The organism is Halomonas sp. E14 (assembly GCF_052568415.1).
The window spans coordinates 120,879-135,484 of sequence record NZ_CP199423.1; the positions used below are offsets into that span (position 1 = coordinate 120,879).

General features: G+C 68.6%; 15 protein-coding genes. 6 read left to right on the forward strand and 9 right to left on the reverse strand.

The genetic code is table 11. The features are described 5' to 3' along the window. The first annotated feature begins 97 nt into the window (after positions 1-97). The 5 genes from ACT7B3_RS00570 (at position 98) to ACT7B3_RS00590 (ending at position 5,070) form a co-directional block, all read left to right on the forward strand. Positions 98-1,708: a cytochrome D1 domain-containing protein gene (locus ACT7B3_RS00570; protein WP_444678782.1), complete on the forward strand. Its 1,611-nt coding sequence runs from the start codon at positions 98-100 to the stop codon at positions 1,706-1,708. 179 nt (positions 1,709-1,887) lie between these two features. After that, positions 1,888-3,564, forward strand: a complete 1,677-nt coding sequence (locus tag ACT7B3_RS00575; RefSeq protein WP_444678781.1) for a NapC/NirT family cytochrome c — start codon at positions 1,888-1,890, stop codon at positions 3,562-3,564. A 29-nt stretch (positions 3,565-3,593) separates the two neighbouring features. Beyond that, the gene (locus tag ACT7B3_RS00580; RefSeq protein WP_445156514.1) at positions 3,594-3,989 is read left to right on the forward strand and encodes a cupredoxin domain-containing protein; all 396 of its coding nucleotides are present in this window, start codon (positions 3,594-3,596) and stop codon (positions 3,987-3,989) included. Between the two features lie 34 nt (positions 3,990-4,023). After that, positions 4,024-4,578 (forward strand): hypothetical protein, encoded by a 555-nt coding sequence (locus tag ACT7B3_RS00585; RefSeq protein ID WP_444678779.1) that lies wholly within the window; start codon positions 4,024-4,026, stop codon positions 4,576-4,578. A 63-nt stretch (positions 4,579-4,641) separates the two neighbouring features. Continuing rightward, positions 4,642-5,070 (forward strand): copper-binding protein, encoded by a 429-nt coding sequence (locus tag ACT7B3_RS00590; protein ID WP_444678778.1) that lies wholly within the window; start codon positions 4,642-4,644, stop codon positions 5,068-5,070. A 181-nt stretch (positions 5,071-5,251) separates the two neighbouring features. On the opposite strand, the gene ACT7B3_RS00595 is transcribed toward ACT7B3_RS00590, so the two are convergent. Together ACT7B3_RS00595 and ACT7B3_RS00600 are read right to left on the reverse strand one after the other, a co-directional pair. Then, positions 5,252-6,229, reverse strand: coding sequence for a sigma-54 interaction domain-containing protein (locus ACT7B3_RS00595; RefSeq protein ID WP_444678777.1), 978 nt, complete (start codon positions 6,227-6,229; stop codon positions 5,252-5,254). Continuing rightward, positions 6,226-6,909, reverse strand: a complete 684-nt coding sequence (locus ACT7B3_RS00600; RefSeq protein WP_445156515.1) for a sulfite exporter TauE/SafE family protein — start codon at positions 6,907-6,909, stop codon at positions 6,226-6,228. Before ACT7B3_RS00600 ends, ACT7B3_RS00595 begins: the two co-directional genes overlap by 4 nt. Before the next feature lie 514 nt (positions 6,910-7,423). On the opposite strand from ACT7B3_RS00600, the gene ACT7B3_RS00605 reads away from it, so the two are divergent. Further along, positions 7,424-9,424, forward strand: coding sequence for a TonB-dependent copper receptor (locus tag ACT7B3_RS00605; protein WP_445156516.1), 2,001 nt, complete (start codon positions 7,424-7,426; stop codon positions 9,422-9,424). A 48-nt stretch (positions 9,425-9,472) separates the two neighbouring features. Here ACT7B3_RS00605 and ACT7B3_RS00610 read toward each other — a convergent pair whose 3' ends face one another. From ACT7B3_RS00610 to ACT7B3_RS00640, 7 genes are all read right to left on the reverse strand, one after another. Continuing rightward, a complete protein-coding gene (locus ACT7B3_RS00610) occupies positions 9,473-9,856 on the reverse strand; it encodes a DUF6164 family protein (protein ID WP_444678773.1) in 384 nt (127 codons plus the stop codon). Further along, positions 9,856-10,437 (reverse strand): hypothetical protein, encoded by a 582-nt coding sequence (locus ACT7B3_RS00615; protein WP_444678772.1) that lies wholly within the window; start codon positions 10,435-10,437, stop codon positions 9,856-9,858. Before ACT7B3_RS00615 ends, ACT7B3_RS00610 begins: the two co-directional genes overlap by 1 nt. Positions 10,438-10,508: 71 nt before the next feature. Further along, a complete protein-coding gene (locus tag ACT7B3_RS00620; protein WP_444678771.1) occupies positions 10,509-10,901 on the reverse strand; it encodes a c-type cytochrome in 393 nt (130 codons plus the stop codon). Between the two features lie 22 nt (positions 10,902-10,923). Beyond that, positions 10,924-11,493: a nitrous oxide reductase accessory protein NosL gene (locus ACT7B3_RS00625; RefSeq protein WP_445156517.1), complete on the reverse strand. Its 570-nt coding sequence runs from the start codon at positions 11,491-11,493 to the stop codon at positions 10,924-10,926. A 26-nt stretch (positions 11,494-11,519) separates the two neighbouring features. Next, entirely contained in the window at positions 11,520-12,344 is an 825-nt protein-coding gene (locus ACT7B3_RS00630; RefSeq protein WP_444678769.1) for an ABC transporter permease, read from the reverse strand. Further along, the gene (locus ACT7B3_RS00635; protein ID WP_444678768.1) at positions 12,341-13,288 is read right to left on the reverse strand and encodes an ABC transporter ATP-binding protein; all 948 of its coding nucleotides are present in this window, start codon (positions 13,286-13,288) and stop codon (positions 12,341-12,343) included. Before ACT7B3_RS00635 ends, ACT7B3_RS00630 begins: the two co-directional genes overlap by 4 nt. Beyond that, positions 13,285-14,592: a nitrous oxide reductase family maturation protein NosD gene (locus ACT7B3_RS00640; protein WP_445156518.1), complete on the reverse strand. Its 1,308-nt coding sequence runs from the start codon at positions 14,590-14,592 to the stop codon at positions 13,285-13,287. The genes ACT7B3_RS00635 and ACT7B3_RS00640 overlap by 4 nt, the downstream gene beginning before the upstream one ends. Between the last annotated feature and the right edge of the window lie 14 nt (positions 14,593-14,606).

The window sequence follows — 14,606 nt, forward strand, 5'->3', positions numbered from 1 at the left end:
GGGGTGGCTGGCCATGGTCCCTTGGCAGCGCAGAAAAAAGATCATGCAGAGGCACCCGCCAGCCATTACCCGAAGGGGAAACCAAGCGAGGCACGTTATGTATAAGAGAGCATTGACCAAGGGGATCTTCGCCCTCAGCTTCCCGCTGGCCGCCATGATGGGTACCGCCCACGCCGCGGCACCCGAAATGTCCGCGGAGGAGCTGGAGCGCGCCGGACAGATCTACTTCTCCCGCTGTGCGGGCTGCCACGGTACCCTGCGCAAGGGCGCCACCGGCCCCAACCTGCTGCCCCAGACCACCCAGGAGCTGGGCCAGCGTCGCCTGGAGAGCATCATCTCGCTGGGTACCGAAGGCGGCATGAACAACTTCGACGGTATCCTCGATCCCGAGGAGATCGAGCTGATCGCCCGTTACATCCAGCAGACCCCGCAAGAGCCGCCCGAGATGTCGCTGTCCGACATCCGCGAGACCTGGCGCATCGTGGTGCCGCAGGAAGAGTGGCCGACCGAGCCCCAGCACGATCGCAACTGGGAAAACTTCATGGTCACCATCCTGCGTGACCGTGGCGCCATGGGCATCATCGACGGCGACACCAAGGAGCTCGTCACCGAGGCCGAGACCGGCTATGCCGTGCACGTGGCCAAGGAGAGCTCCGACGGCCGCTTCTGGTACGTCCAGGGCCGTGACGGCCGTCTGTCCAAGATCGACCTGTGGATGGATCCGCCGCAGGTCACCGCCGAAGTGTTCATCGGCATCGACGCCCGCGACGTGGCGGTGTCCCACTACGGCGAGTGGAAGGACAAGTACGTCATCGGTGGCGCCTACTGGCCGCCGCACTTCGTGATCGCCGATGCCGAGACCATGGAGCCGCTGAAAGTCGTCTCCACCCGCGGCTACGACACCGAAGGCAACTACGTCCACGAGGCTCGCGTGGCGGCGCTGTACAACACGCCCAACGCGCCGAGCTTCCTGGTCAACGTCAAGGAGACCGGTCAGGTCTGGCAGGTCGACTACAGCGACATCGACAACCTGCGCATCGAGCAGATGGAGACCGCCGAGTTCCTGCACGACGGCTTCTTCGATCCGACCGGCCGCTACTTCCAGATTGCTGCCAACTTCAGCAACCTGATGGTGTTCGTCGATACCGAAACCCGCAAGCGCGTCGGCATGCTCAACACCGGGCAGATCCCGCACCCGGGCCCGGGCGCCAACTGGATCGACCCCGAGTGTGGCCCCGTCGCCGGTACCACTCACCTGGGCGAAGGCCGCATGACATTCTGGGGCAACGACCCCGAAGGTCATCCGGACCAGGCGTGGGAGATCTGCGGCAGCGTCGAGACCGACGGTCCTGGCCTGTTCGTGCGCAGCCATCCGGATTCCCCGCACGTCTGGATCGACCAGGCCATGCACCCGGAGGCCGACGTCAACCAGTGGGTCATGGTCATGAACAAGGAGACCCGCGAGCTGACTCCGATTCATGTTGCCGACCGTCCCGTCGAGCATGATGCAGTGGCCGTGCACATGGAATACGACCAGACCGGTACCGAGGTGTGGGTTTCCATCTGGGCTCGTGGCCGCGGCCACCAGGACGATGGCGCCATCGTGGTCTACGACGACAAGACCCTCGAAGTGAAGGCCGTCATCGAGAACCTGAACACGCCGACCGGCAAGTTCAACGTGTTCAACCGCAAGAAGCACATCGGCTGATTTTCGGTCGCACCGCCGAGGCCCTGTTCGCAGGGCCTCGGCCCCTTCTCCAGCCGCTCCACGCCTGGTCAGACGGGGCCTGGAGCGGCTGGGCAAGGGGCCACAGCACAACCATAGCCAAGGCGACATCTCGGATTAGCACAAGGCTCGTGTCATGACATTTTGGGGAGATTGACATCATGGGGGAGCGTCTACGTAACTGGCGCAAGTTAACGATCATGGGGGCCTCGCTAGGTGCCGCCGTGGTCTTTTTCGTTGCCGGCATTCTGTTCTGGGGCGGTTTCAACACCGTGATGGAGGCCACCAACAGCTTCAAGTTCTGCAGCACGGCCTGTCACGAGATGAGCTGGGTGCACGAGGAGTACCTGGACCGGCCCCACTACAAGAATTCCACCGGCGTTGGCGCGACCTGCTCCGACTGCCACGTGCCCGATGCCTGGGGGCCGAAGATGATCCGCAAGATCGAGGCCAGCCGCGAGGTATGGCACTGGATGCTGGGGACCATCAACACCGAGGAGAAGTTCGAGGGCAAGCGTCTCCAACTGGCCGAGAACGTGTGGCGTTCGATGCTGCGTACCGATTCGCGTGAGTGCCGCAACTGCCACGACTGGTCGGCCATGGACCTCGAGCAGCAGGCGCCGCGCGCATCGCGCGAACATGCCCGCGCCTTCGAGCAGGGCCGCACCTGTATCGAGTGTCACCAGGGCATCGCCCACAAGCTGCCCGAGGATTGGGACGAGTCGCCGGTATGGGCCTCGCGCTTCGCGGAAGACGAGACCGAGGAAGTGGCCGGACGCAGCGAGCCCGAGATGCCCCTCGAAGCAGAGGAGCTGGGCGAGGCCGTTACCGCCGAGGGCGATATCGCCTCGTCGCTCGACTGGTCCGACGTGCCGGTCCTCGACATCACCCTGTTCCTGCCCGGCCAGGCCTCCATCGAGTGGATCCAGGACGGCAGCGCCCACGGCGGCGGCCGCGCCTTCAGCGCCGGCGATCGCTGTGTCTGGTGTCACCAGGGCGAGGAAGCGCAGATCGGCGCGCTGGCCACCAGCGCCGAAAAGATCGAGACCTATGACCTGGGCAACAAGCGTGGCCATGTGCCAATGACCGTGCAGGCCTCGTTCGACGACGACTACCTGTTCATGCGCTTCCAGTGGGAGGCCGGCGAGCACGCACCGCTGCCCTTCATCGAAGGCGGGGTGATGGACCCCAACAACCCCATGAAGCTCACCGTCAGCTTCGCCGACGAGCGCGTCGACATGGCCGACCGTGGCGGCTGCTGGGCCAGCTGTCACCACGACTCCGCCTACATGCCGGATGCGCCCGACGCGGAAGCGCTGGCTGCCAGTGAACTGGCCGCGCGACTCGACTTCATGAGCAGCAACGGGGTGACCAAGTACCTGAGCGAAAGCCGCAGCGAGATCGAGATTCGCGGACGCCGCGGCGCCGCCCGCGGCGGCTGGGACAAGCTGAAGGACGAGGCGGAGATCGCCGAGCTGCTGGGCGCCGGCGTCTACCTGGACGTGGCTCGCTTCAACAGTGGCGATGGCTCCACCGAGTCCGGCTATATTCTCGACGAGCGTCACTTCGCCGACAGCCAGGCGATCGTGTTCAGCGCCGAGGAAGTCGACGGGGTGTGGACCGCCTACCTGACCCGTGCACTGCGCACCGGCCAGGAAGGTGACAAGCCGCTCTCCACCGACAGCAAGTACAGCTTCAACGTGGCGCTGCACGACGACCACGCCGACTCTCGCTTCCATCATGTCTCCTGGCAGTTCGGCCTCGCCTTCGATGCGACCCTGCCCGGCGACTTCGATGAGGATCGAGTGGAAATCAATGCCACGCGCGTCACTCGGTGACGCGCCAGGCACCAGAGGAGTAAGAAGAGATGCAAACGCATAGACGGCTTCTGACTACCCTTGGTACCAGCCTGCTGGCCACCCTGCTGCTGAGCGGGGTGGCCCAGGCCGGCAGCGAGAACGACCAGGACAAGGCGGCGACAGAGGGCAAGGTGGTCGAGATCGAGATGGTCAACAACCGCTTCCAGCCCGACGAGCTGGAGGTGCCCGTCGGCACCACGGTGCGCTGGGTCAACGCCGAGCGTCGCTCCAACCACGACATCTATTTCCCCGACGAGGAGATCGCATCCGGGCGACTCTTCCCCGAGGAGAGCTGGGAGCGTACCTTCGATGAGGAGGGCACTTTCGACTACTACTGTCAGCCCCATCAGAACCGCGGGATGGTGGGCGTGATCCGTGTCGTGGGTGCTGAGGAAGACAACTGAAAGCCTGGGCCCGAGTGGCCCAAGAGGAGTACGCATGGCGATGACCTTTCAACCCGCAGCGCTGTTTGGCGGGCTGCTGACGGCGCTGGCGCTGGCTGTGGCCGGTCCCGCGGCGGCGGCGGAAACCATGACCGGCTATCGCAGCGCCGATTTCGGCATGACCTCCGAGGCGGTCATGGCCCGCCTCGAGGAGGACGGTGTGGTCAACGTCTCGGTGGTGGAAACCGATGAAGGCGACCTTATCATCGACGGCGAGCTGCAGGCCGCCGACGAACCGGAGACCGACCTGCGCTACGTGTTCCCGTCAGGGCGGGATCGCCTGGCGCTGGTCGTGGCCTTCTACCCCGAGGTCGAGGATTTCGACCGAGTGAAGGCGCAGCTCGAGGCCCGCTACGGCCAGCCGTGGGAGACGGAGATGGCCGACTGGTGGTTCGAGCAGCTCAAGGAGGACATGCCGCAGCCCCCGCTCAGCCTCACCATGTGGGGCGGTGAAGGCAGTGAACTGCAGCAGCGCGGTCGTTTCGTGCGGCTGTGGGCGTTCGAGGACTACCTCTCGGTGGAGTATCTCGATACTCAGCTGCTGCGCTGAGCATCGCAATGACGTTGTCCGGCCGCCCTTTCACGAGGGCGGCCTTTCTTGTGAGGAGACACTATGAAGATCAAGGCAGTCACGGTGCTGCTGGCGGCCTCGCTGCTGAGCCTGGCCGCGCATGGCGAGCCGTCGCACTCGGCCCACGGCCACGGCCATGGACACGATCAGGCGCATGGTCATGCCGCCATGGCGAACGAGGGCACAGGCCCGCACCCGGTGCGCGGTATCTTCCTCGGCTACGAGCCGGACCACGAGCGTGTCACCATCGCCCACGAGGCGATTCCCGAGGTGATGATGGCCATGCGCATGCACCTGCGCCTGCCCGAGGGTGAGCCCGCTCCCACCTTCGCGCCGGGCGACAAGGTTGCCTTCCAGATGTTCAGCCGCATCGAGGCCGGGCGCGTGTGGTACGCCCGCGAGCTGGCGCCGCTCGACGCCGACGTCGAGCTCGACCTCCCGCCCCAGCTGCGCGAGGCCATTGGCCACTGAGCCAACCCCTGCTGACGGTCCCGCCGCCCGATGCGGCGGGCCGAGCGCACCCGTCATAGCCAACGTCACCCACCCTCGCTTGGGCCCGCCGAAAGACGCCGGCTACCGCCTGGCGGCGGTGTTTCCTGACAGGTGTCAGCGAGTGACAGGTCAACGCATGACAGGTCAACGCATGGCAGGACTAGTGAATGGCATGCTTCTTCATGCGATAGAGCAGGGTATCGCGGGTTAGGCCGAGCAGCCGCGCCGCTCGGCTGCGGTTGCCCTCGGTCTGGGCCAGCGCCTGGCGAATCAGCTGTCCCTCCAGCGTCTCTAGGCACACCCCTTCTGCGGGCAGCTGCCAGGCGGCCCGCGCACGCAGCTGCGCAGGCGAGGCCTGGCCGAGCCAGCCGGCGGGCAGGTCGCCCGGCGCCAGCCGCTGCCCGTGCAGCAGCACCACGCAGCGCTCGACAAGGTTGCGCAGTTCGCGGACATTGCCCGGCCAGGCGTATTCGCCGAGCTGGCGCAGCAGCGGCGCGGTGAAATCGGGAGCCGGCACGCCGTGGCGGGCGGCGAGCTCGTGGCGGAAGCGCTCGACCAGCGCGGCCACGTCCTCGCGTCGCTCGCGCAGCGGCGGCAGCTCCAGCGGAATCACGTGCAGGCGGTAGAACAGATCGGCGCGAAAGGCGCCGGCCTCGACCTGGGCGTGCAGGTCGCGGTGGGTGGCCGCCAGCACGCGCACGTCGACCTGCTCTACCCGGTCGGCGCCCAGCGCCTGGCACTCGCCATTCTCCAGAAAGCGCAGCAGCTTGGCCTGTGCCGCCAGCGGCAGCTCGGCGACCTCGTCGAGGAACAGGGTGCCGCCGTCGGCCTGCTGGATGCGGCCGCGCTTGTCGGCATGGGCGCCGGTGAAGGCGCCGCGGCGGTGCCCGAACAGTTCGGACTCCACCAGGTCGAGCGGGATGGCAGCGCAGTTGAGCGTGACCCAAGGGCGCGCCGCCCGGCGGCTGTGGCGGTGCACCAGGCGAGCCAGCAGCTCCTTGCCGGTACCGCTCTCGCCCAGTATCAGCACGGTGGCGTCGGTCGCGGCCACCAGCCGTGCCGCGCGCAGCGTCGCCTGGAAGGCTGCGGCCTCGCCGACCATGGCGTCGGCGTCGGCGGTCGCGTCGGCTTGCCTCATGCCACACCTCCCTGAGTGATCCAAACCGGCACCGGGGCCAGGGCAACGATCATCAGCCCGGCCGCCCGCCGCACATAGGGGCGGCGCAGCGCGGCGGCTACGCGGCTGGCCATCACCCCGACGGTGAACAGCATGGGCAGGGTGCCGAGGCCGAAGAACAGCATGAACAGCCCGCCGCGCCAGGCCGACTCGGTGGTCAGCGAGTAGAGCAGCGCGGAGTAGACCAGCCCGCAGGGCAGCCAGCCCCAGATCAGGCCGAACAGCCAGGCCTGGGGCAGGCGCTGCACCGGCAGCAGCCGCCGTCCGTGCGGCTCCAGCCGCCGCCACAGCGGGCGGCCGAGCGACTCGATGCGTGAGAAGCGTGGGAACCAGCCGGCGATATGCAGCCCCACCGCGACCAGGAACAGCGCCCCCAGCGTGCTCATCACCAGCCGGTTGGGCGTGCCCACCCAGCCCCCCAGCCAGCCGGTGCCGGCTGCCACCAGCGCGCCGGCCACGGCGTAGCTGGTGATGCGACCGCTGTTGTAGGCCAGGTTGTAGGCCATCAGGCGTGGCGCGCGCTGGCGGATCTTCGTGCTCAGGCCGAAGGTCAGCGCACCGGCGATCCCGCCGCACATACCCAGGCAGTGGGTGCTGCTCAAGAGCCCAAGCAGGAAGGCAACGGTCCATTCCGCCGGCATCGGCCCGATCTCTCCCTCGCAAGCGTATCGGCACGGGGCCGGCCGGCCCCGTGCGCTGAGTGTGGAAGTGTAACGTGAACCGCCGCGCACGGAGCCGCCCGGGGGGCGGCATAGCGACGCAGCCATGAGCTGGATCAAGGGCTTGGCTCAGGATTCCCGGGCCTTGCCCGGCTGGCACGCAAGCTGCAAGCAAAGGTAACCGTTGCGTTCCTTCGAGGCCCTGCCGGGCCTCTTCTTTTTGGTCGCGCCTTCGCTGCGCCTGCCGAGCCGCGTTCCGCCGCGCCCGGGCCGCGCCTGGCACTGTGGCAAATGCCGCACCGGCTGTGTGGGATCCCCCAGGCGGCGGTGGTCGGCTAGGGTCGGCGACGGTCTGCTGCGGCGGGTGAAGGGCGGGCAGCCCGCCCCCGCCGTGGCTTGCCGGACGCAAGGCGGCCCCAGGTGCGCTGCTGGCCTCGTTCTTGCTTTGTCGGTGCGGGGAACCTCCCCGGATCATGACAACTGGGAACCAAGCACAATGACTCATCGCGTTTCGTTTTGCCGCACCGGCCTGGCCGTTGCCGCCTCGCTGGCCGCCGCGCCGGTGGCGCTGGCGGAAACCTCGGCGCCGCTCGCCTCGCCGGCCCTGTCGACCATGGTAATCACCGCGCCGGCCATGAGCGACCCCTATACCGTCACTACCGATTCCCGCACGCCGCGGCTGCCGCTGCCGGCCCAGGACGGCGGCGCCTTCCTCAAGTCGATTCCCGGTTTTACCGTAAGCCGCAAGGGCGGCACCAGCGGCGACCCCGAGCTGCGCGGCCTGGGCGGCTCGCGGCTGGGCATCCAGGCGGATGGCAGCCAGGTGCTGGGCGGCTGCGGCGGGCGCATGGACCCGCCCACGGCCTATATCTTCCCCCAGGCCTACGACCGTGTGGAGATCGTCAAGGGCCCGCAGAGCGTGCGCTACGGTGCGGCTCCGGCCGGGGTGGTGCGCTTCGAGCGCGACAAGCCGAGCCTCACCGAGCCCGGCGTGGCGGGGTTCGCCAGCACCACGCTGGGCAGCCACGACCGCTTCGACCTGGTCACCGACCTGACCGCCGGCAGCCAGGCGGGCTATGTACGCCTGATCGGCACCCTCTCCGACCAGGACGACTACCGCGACGGCGACGGCAGCACGGTGCGCTCCGAGTACCACCGCTGGAGCGGCACCGCCATCGCCGGCTGGACTCCTGATGCGGACACCCGCATCGAGCTGGCCTACGACCGCAGCGACGCCGAGGCGGCCTACGACGACGGGCGTCCGCTCGACGGTACCCGGTTCGACCGCACCGGCTACACCCTGAGCGCCAGCCGCCGCCACCTCACCCCGTGGCTGAGCGAGGTGGAGGCGCAGCTCTTCTATAGCTATATCGATCACGTGATGGACAACTTCACTCTCAAGGCGCCGCCGACCAATCCCCAGGGGCAGCCGCTGCTGCGGCTGGGCAACCCGGACCGCCGAACCTTGGGCGGGCGCCTGGCCGCCGAGCTTGAGCTGGCGCCGACCACCCAGGTGGCGGTGGGCATGGACTACGCCGAGAACCGCCACAGCAACCGCGGCGGCGTCGACTACCGCGAGCGGGAGCGCAGCCGCAACGCCGAATTCACCGATCTGGGAGTCTTCACCGAGGTGGAACAGGAGCTGACCGAGCGCAGCTGGGTTACCGTTGGCCTGCGCGTCGACCGGGCCGAGGTCGAGTCGCTGACGGGAACCGACGCCGCCCCTGGGTTCTACGCCGATGCCGGCCTTGGAGAGCGGTCGCGCGCCACCCTGTGGAGCGGCTTCGCCCGCTACGAGCATGCGCTGGAACCGCAGCCGCTCAGCCTGTTCGCCGGGGTCGGGCGCGCTGAGCGGGCGGGCGATCACTGGGAGCGGCGCTGGGTCTTCGACATCGACCCCGAGACCCTGACCCAGCTCGACAGCGGGGCCAGCTGGAACGGCGAGCGGCTGAGCGCCAACCTCTCGCTGTTCTACGGCTGGTACGACGATTACATCCTGATCGACGAAAGGCCGGGGCAGGGCAGGGTGCGCAACGTGGACGCCACCACCTATGGCATGGAAGCCGACATGCGCCTGCGCCTGAACGATAGCTGGCACCTCACTTCCAGCCTGGCCTGGGTGCGCAGCGACAACGACACCGACGCCCGGCCGCTGGCACAGACGCCGCCGCTGGAGGCGACCCTGGGGCTCGACTATGCGCAGAACGCCTATTTCAGCGGGGTGCTGCTGCGCGGTGTGATGCGTCAGGACCGCATCGCCGAGGGGCAGGGCACCATCTACAGCCTGGATATCGGGGAAACGCCCGGGTTCGCCACCGCCTCGGCCTACGCGGGGCGCCAGCTGTTCGGCACCACCACCCTGACCCTGGGCGTCGACAACCTGTTCGATCGCACCTATGCCGAGCATATCCAGCGCGGCACCACGGAGATGCTGGCCACCGAGCGCGTCAACGAGCCAGGCCGCATGGTCTGGGCCAACCTCACCACCCGCTTCTGAGCCGCCTCGCCGGGGCAGGCGTGGCCCGCCCCGGCGAAGGTGAGGCTATCAGGACGGGCCGCTAAAGCCCTCGATCAGCCCAAGGAAGGGCAGCAGGGTCAGCGCCAGGACGGCGAGCACCGCCAGCGCCACCAGCAGCAGTTGGATCGGGTGGTGGCGCAGCCGCCGCCACAGCGTGGGTGCCTCGCCGCGCTCGACCCGGCCGGCGTGCTCGCGCTGGATGCGTTCGCGCCGCTCGGCCTGGTAGCGGTCGAGCACCGCGCGGGCCGCCTCCTGCTGCGAGGCGTCGCGCAGCCAGATGGCATCCACCCCCAGGCGCCAGAAGCCGGCGTGGGTCTCGTAGGTGTCGAAGCCGTGCTCGTCGAGCAGCCGGCGCACCTCCCAGGCCTCCTCCTCCGAGACCTGGGTCAGCCGGAACAGCAGCACCGCCATCAGCGCGCCGCCTCGCACAGCCGCTCGGCGCGGGCGATGGCCGCACCGGCGCCCGCCAGGTCGAAGCTCATGAACCAGTAGTCCTCATCGCCGCGATCGAAGCGCAGTCGCAGGGTCTCGCCGTTGCGCATCTCGTCAATCAGCAGGGGCTGGGTGTCGAGGTAGAAGTTGACGTAGAAGCCGTTGTCGCCGCGCTGGGTGATGAACTCGGCCGCGCCGCTGTGGATGGTGGCGTAGTCGACGCGCAGGTCCCCCGGCACCAGGTTGGCCACGCGGCTCTCGGGCTGGTGCTCGGCCAGCTCGACGCGCACCTCAAGCCACGGCAGGTCGCACACGCCCGCGGTGTAGTTGAGGCTGAGGATGGAGTCGCTGTAGCTGTGCTGCTCAAGGGCGCGGAAGTGGCGTTCGTCGCCGAGCGACAGGACCAGCGAATGCCAGCGCCCATGGGCTTCGACTTCGCTGATGTTGTAGTTGGTGGCCTGCGCGGGGCTGGCCGCCAGCAGGGCTGTCAGCAGCCCTGCGGCGACGCTGCGGCGGACGGCGCCGCACAGCGGGCGGGAAGGCGGAAGGGGGTGGGTCATGGCCGGTTTCCTGGTCGACAGGCTACGGATGGTAGCACCCGTATCGCCCGGCGCCGACCCCGCCGCGACGGTCAGTCGTTTGCCGCGGGGGCGGGGTTCGTCGACGGCCAGCCGCGTGGCGACAGGCCGGCATAGTAAGCGGCAAGATGAGCGATATCCTGATCGCTCAGCCCGCGGGTCATGCTCGCCATCAGGTGGCCACTCTCGCCGGCCTGGAAGGCCTTGAGACGCTCTACGATATGCGCTTCATCGAGCCCGGCGATGGAGGGGTAGCGCGAGGTCACGCTGCGCCCCTGGTGGCCGTGGCAGCTGGTGCACAGCTTGGCCATGGCCTCGCCTTGCTGGGGGTCGCCGCGCAGCGCCGCGGGCGACGCTGCGGTGTTGGACCCGGTTGCCTCGGCGTGGGCCGCATGGCCCGTCAGGCTCAGCAGCAGGACGAAGGTCAGGATGAAGGGCGTGGGCATGGCAGCCTCCTGTGTCGCTGGGTCAGTGGCCGTGCATGCCGCCGCCGTGCATGCCGTTGCCGGTGCCGGGCTGCATGCTGGCGTCGGCGCGGGCCAGGTCGGTCAGCAGGGCCAGGTCGATGTCGCCAAAGGCCAGCACCTCGCCGCCATGGGTGTCGCGGAAGGCGTCCGCATGGTGGCGCTCGCGGAACGAGGCCAGGGTGTGGCCCATGGCGCCGCGCTGGTCGTGGCCCACCACGTACCAGGCCTCGCTGGCCAGGATATAGGCGTCGTCGGCCGGGCGGCTCCAGGGCGTGACGGCGACGTCATGCACCCAGGCGTGGCTCAGGCGATTCTCGTTCTCCGGCTGCAGCAGGAAGGCAAACATGTCGGTGGTGGAGCAGAACTTGCGCACCGCCTCGTCGCGGGTCAGGTAGACCTGGCCCTTGGGGCCGGGCAGGTCCGCGATCAGCATGCCGCATACGTGGCAGCTGTCGCCGTCGGTGATCGGCTGGGCCGGCGCCAGCGGGCGGTCCGCGTCGCCGTCGCCGCAGCCGGCCAGCAGCAGGGCCAGGGCGAAGGCAAGCGGGCGGGCAGGAGGCGTGCGAATCATCGTGAATCTCCGGTTGGCGAGCCCGATCAGGCCGAATGATGGCGGAAGCGCAGCACGGCCAGCCCCAGCGGGGCGACGATCCAGCCGACCAGCACCAGCATCAGCCAGCCGGCGTGGAAAGAGGCGTTGCTGGCGATGGCGGTCACGCCGGTGTAGGCCTGGGCGGACTCGAAGCCGACCATGTTGATCAGGCGGAAACCGTCGGCGGGGTTGAGCAGCAGCAGCCACGGCAGCCAGTCGCCGCCGCTCTGCACGCTGACCAGTAGCGCCAGCAGGCCGAGGTCGAAGACGATCACGAACAGGAACCATACGCCCAGCGCCAGCCCGGCGGCGCGCGCCTTTTCGCTGACCCACACGCTGATCAGGTAGGCGAAGGCGATGAACACCCAGCCCAGCAGCACGCTGCTGAGGATCAGCAAGCCGAGGCTGGCGACCAGGTCGCCGATTACCACGCCATCGGCGGCGAAGGCGATCACCACCCCGGCGATGCCGAAGCCGAGCGCCGTGGCGGCGCCGAGGATCAGGCCGTGGCCGAGGAACTTGCCCAGCAGCAGCGCGGTGCGGCTGAGCGGGTAGGTGAGCAGCAGCAGCAGGGTGCCTGCCTCCTGTTCGCCGACCACCGCGTCGTAGGCCAGCAGCAGGGCGATCAGCGGAATCAGGAACACCGCCAGGGTCGACAGGCTGACCACCGTGGTGGCCAGCGAGGTGAAGCCCATGCCGCCGCTGGCGGCGGCGCCGAACCAGGCGATGCCCACCGCGAGGGCGGCCAGCACCAGCGCGATGGCCAGCACCCAGCGGTTGCGCAGGCCGTCCTGGAACTCCTTGCGGGCGACGATCAGGGTAGCGTTCATGAGCGGTCTCGCGTCTCAGAGGTGGAGGCGGCGGCCACGGGCGCCGAGAAGTGAGCGTAGAGATGCTCCAGGGTCGGTGGCAGCACGTCGATGTCCTCGACGCCGGGAGTGCCGGTCAGCCGGCGCAGGGCGCTCATCTTCGCCGACGGATGCACGCCGAGCTCCAGCGCGCAGCCGTTGAGGTGGCGCGGTGCGATGTGGCTGTCGTCGTCCCAGCCCCGGGTCCAGTCGATGCCCTGCCACTGCCCCTTGGCACGGATGGTCAGCGGCAGCGCCGCCTCGCGGCGCAGCTCGTCGAGGCTGCCGAGCGCCAGGCGGCGGCCGGCGCCGAGGATCAGCGCGCGGTCGATGTAGGGCTCCACCCCGGGCAGCACGTGGGAGGAGAGCAGCACGGTGCAGCCGCGCTCGCGCAGCTCGCGCACGGTCTCGTAGAAGTCGCGGGTGGCGGCGGGATCGAGGCCGGTGGTGGGCTCGTCGAGCAGCAGCAGGCGCGGCTCGCCGAGCAGCGCCTGGGCCAGGCCGAGGCGCTGGCGCATGCCCTTGGAGTAGGTCTTGACCCGGCGCTTGGCGGCGTGGCCCAGGCCGACCCGTTCGAGCAGGGTGTCGACCTGTTGCCGGTCGACCCGCTTCAGGCGGGCGAAGTAGGCGAGCACCTCGCGCCCGCTGAGCTGCTCGTAGAAGCTGACGTTCTCGGGCAGGTACCCCAGGTGGCGGCGCAGGGTCTCGGCATGGGGGCCGTCGGGGGCGCCGCCGAGCACCGAGAGCGTGCCTGCGCTGGGTGAGATCAGGCCCAGGATCAGCTTCATGGTGGTGGTCTTGCCGGCGCCGTTGTGGCCCAGCAGGGCCAACACCTCGCCCTCCTGTACGGTCAGGTCGAGGGCGTCGAGGCGGGTGAGCTCGCCATGGCGCTTGGTCAGCCCATGGCATTCGATGACCGGCTTCATGAGTGGGCCTCTGCAAGGTCGGGGGTGCGCATCAGGGGGGCGCTGTCCTGCACGCCCTGGGCACGGAAGATGGGGAACTGGCGCTGCACCCAGCGCAGTGCGACCACCGCGGGGCTGTGCATCAGCAGCTTGGCTTCGGGGAAGCGCCACAGCAGCCGGTCCACGGCGTCGTTGGGCTCGTAGGGAGTGTCGCCGACGCCGTCGCCGTCGAGATCCCAGCCGAGGTAGTCGCTCCAGTAGTTGCCGCGCCCCGCGTGGGACCACTCCTGGGTGCGCGTGGCCACGTACATGACCTGCTGGCGGTTGTTGATGAAGGCGTTGCCGTAGAGGCGGTTGTGTTCGGAGCCGGCGGTCAGGTGGATGCCGAGCTCGCTGTCGGCCAGGCGGTTGCCGACGATCTCGTTGCTCTGCGAGTTGTAGATGAACAGCGCCTTGCCGTCGGCGCCCAGCGTCACGCCGTGCTCGCTGCCCGCGGGGCCGTGCCAGGCGGTGATGCCGCTGATGTGGTTGCCGGCGATGGTGCTGTAGTTCACGTAGTTCATCAGGATGCCGTAGTTCATGTCGTTCTCGGAGCGGTTGCCCACCACCTCGAGGTCGCGCGACATCATCAGGGCATAGCCGGCGCGTGTGCCGCTGGTGTGATTGCCCACGATCTTGCCGCCGTGGGTGAACATGTAGTGGATGCCGAAGCGCGAGTCGCGCAGGCGGTTATTGCGAAACACCAGGTCGCGGCTGGTATCGACGTAGATGGCGTCGCGGGCGTCGCGTACGTCGTTGTCGGCCACCAGGCCGCCGCTGATGTTGTACAGGCGGATGGCGTCGCCGCGGTCCTGCGAGCGCACGGCGGTGTTGCCGGAGAACTGGTTGCCGATCAGCGTCGGTTCGTCGAGATGCCACGCCCAGACGCCGAAGGCGACGTTTTCCATGCGGGTGGCTTCGAGGTGCAGGCGATGTGCGCCGCGTTCGGCATGGACGCCGGCATTCATGTCGGTCAGGTTGAAGCCGGAGTTGCGCAGAGTCAGGCCTTCGATGCGCACGTCCGCAGCGGTTACCCGGATCACGTCGCCATGGCCCTCGGCGTCGAGGATGGCACCGGGTTCGCCGCGCAGGGTCAAGGACTTGTCGATCAGGATGCCGCCGGTGTGCGTGCCTTCGGCGAGGATCAGCTCGCTGCCGGGCGAGGCGGCATCGATATGAGACTGGAGAGGACCGTCGTTGGGGGCGATGCGCAGCTCGGCAAAGGCGAAGGTCGCCGTCAACAGCAGGCTGCAGCCACCCAGGAGAGAAAGAACAGTACGTGTCACCACGGTCACCTCGG

What these genes read in the sequence shown, in the direction of transcription:
- ACT7B3_RS00570 (WP_444678782.1), top strand. Translation starts at nt 98, where the DNA reads ATGTATAAGAGAGCATTGACCAAGGGGATCTTCGCCCTCAGCTTCCCG.
- ACT7B3_RS00575 (WP_444678781.1), top strand. Translation starts at nt 1,888, where the DNA reads ATGGGGGAGCGTCTACGTAACTGGCGCAAGTTAACGATCATGGGGGCC.
- ACT7B3_RS00580 (WP_445156514.1), top strand. Translation starts at nt 3,594, where the DNA reads ATGCAAACGCATAGACGGCTTCTGACTACCCTTGGTACCAGCCTGCTG.
- ACT7B3_RS00585 (WP_444678779.1), top strand. Translation starts at nt 4,024, where the DNA reads ATGGCGATGACCTTTCAACCCGCAGCGCTGTTTGGCGGGCTGCTGACG.
- ACT7B3_RS00590 (WP_444678778.1), top strand. Translation starts at nt 4,642, where the DNA reads ATGAAGATCAAGGCAGTCACGGTGCTGCTGGCGGCCTCGCTGCTGAGC.
- ACT7B3_RS00595 (WP_444678777.1), bottom strand. Translation starts at nt 6,229, where the DNA reads ATGAGGCAAGCCGACGCGACCGCCGACGCCGACGCCATGGTCGGCGAG.
- ACT7B3_RS00600 (WP_445156515.1), bottom strand. Translation starts at nt 6,909, where the DNA reads ATGCCGGCGGAATGGACCGTTGCCTTCCTGCTTGGGCTCTTGAGCAGC.
- ACT7B3_RS00605 (WP_445156516.1), top strand. Translation starts at nt 7,424, where the DNA reads ATGACTCATCGCGTTTCGTTTTGCCGCACCGGCCTGGCCGTTGCCGCC.
- ACT7B3_RS00610 (WP_444678773.1), bottom strand. Translation starts at nt 9,856, where the DNA reads ATGGCGGTGCTGCTGTTCCGGCTGACCCAGGTCTCGGAGGAGGAGGCC.
- ACT7B3_RS00615 (WP_444678772.1), bottom strand. Translation starts at nt 10,437, where the DNA reads ATGACCCACCCCCTTCCGCCTTCCCGCCCGCTGTGCGGCGCCGTCCGC.
- ACT7B3_RS00620 (WP_444678771.1), bottom strand. Translation starts at nt 10,901, where the DNA reads ATGCCCACGCCCTTCATCCTGACCTTCGTCCTGCTGCTGAGCCTGACG.
- ACT7B3_RS00625 (WP_445156517.1), bottom strand. Translation starts at nt 11,493, where the DNA reads ATGATTCGCACGCCTCCTGCCCGCCCGCTTGCCTTCGCCCTGGCCCTG.
- ACT7B3_RS00630 (WP_444678769.1), bottom strand. Translation starts at nt 12,344, where the DNA reads ATGAACGCTACCCTGATCGTCGCCCGCAAGGAGTTCCAGGACGGCCTG.
- ACT7B3_RS00635 (WP_444678768.1), bottom strand. Translation starts at nt 13,288, where the DNA reads ATGAAGCCGGTCATCGAATGCCATGGGCTGACCAAGCGCCATGGCGAG.